The sequence below is a fragment of the Nonomuraea sp. NPDC049784 genome, assembly GCF_040659615.1.
Classification (GTDB): Bacteria; Actinomycetota; Actinomycetes; order Streptosporangiales; family Streptosporangiaceae; genus Nonomuraea.
Genome location: NZ_JBFAMX010001284.1, coordinates 1 through 1,124 on the forward strand (window position 1 = coordinate 1; position 1,124 = coordinate 1,124).

The 1,124-nt window shown below is 70.1% G+C and carries 1 protein-coding gene and 1 pseudogene; both read left to right on the top strand.

Annotation, left to right across the window (positions count from 1 at the left end):
• The first annotated feature begins 162 nt into the window (after nt 1–162).
• On the top strand, nt 163–810 hold the full coding sequence (locus AB0J09_RS65455; RefSeq protein WP_360714657.1) for a C-terminal helicase domain-containing protein: 648 nt from the start codon (nt 163–165) through the stop codon (nt 808–810).
• A pseudogene (locus AB0J09_RS65460) lies at nt 807–1,124 on the top strand (hypothetical protein); the annotation flags it as partial. The gene AB0J09_RS65455 and the pseudogene AB0J09_RS65460, both read left to right, overlap by 4 nt.

A 1,124-nucleotide genomic window follows, 5' to 3' on the forward strand; every position in this document is an offset into this window, starting at 1 on the left:
ACCCGCCCTGGTTTTCTAGCAGATGTCGGCTTACGCGATCGATCTCTATGTGAGTGTAGTTCAGACGTTTGCTCTTGCGATCTGTCAACGACGGAGACCGACCGTCCCGTCCCGCTCACCACCGAACAGGCCGGCCTGTACGAGGCGGTCGTACGCGAGATCATGGCCCAGATCGCCGACGCCCGCGGCATGGCCAGGCGCGGCCTCATCGTCAAGCTCCTGACGGGGCTCAAGCAGATCTGCAACCACCCCGCCCAGTACCTGCACGAGACCGAGCCGCGCCTGACCGGCCGCTCGGGCAAGCTGGAGCTGCTGGACGAGCTCGTCGACACCATCGTCGCCGAGGACGGCGCGGTGCTGGTCTTCACCCAGTACGTCACCATGGCCCGCCTCCTGGAACGGCACCTGACCTCCAGGGGCGTGAGCACCCAGCTCCTGCACGGCGGCACCCCGGTCGCGCGCCGCGAGGAGATGGTCGCGCGCTTCCAGGACGGGCGGGCCCCGGTGTTCCTGCTGTCGCTCAAGGCCGCCGGCACCGGCCTGAACCTCACCCGCGCCGACCACGTCATCCACTACGACCGCTGGTGGAACCCGGCCGTCGAGGACCAGGCCACCGACCGCGCCTACCGCATCGGCCAGACCCGGCCCGTCCAGGTGCACCGCCTGATCACCGAGGGCACGATCGAGGACCGCATCGCCGAAATGCTCGCCGCCAAGCGGGCGCTCGCCGAGGCCGTGCTCGCCTCCGGGGAAGCCGCCCTCACCGAGCTGACCGACGCCGAACTCGCCGCCCTCGTGGAGCTGAGATGACCGCCGCACGTGGATTCCCCTCTTTCCCTCCGCAGCGCGCCGGCGCCCGCTTCGCCACCTCCTGGTGGGGGCACGCCTGGGTCAAGGCCATGGAGGACACCTCGCTCGACCAGGTCCTGCTGCGCAAGGGCCGCGCATACGCCAAGGCCGGACAGATCGGCCCCATCACCGTCAGCCCCGGGCGCATCGCCGCCGTCACCGAGAGCGAGTACGACACCGTGGTGCGCGTCGAGCAGCTCACCGACGCCGCCTGGGAACGCTTCCTCGACCAGGTCGCCGCCAAGAGCGGCCACATCGCCGCCCTGCTCGACCGC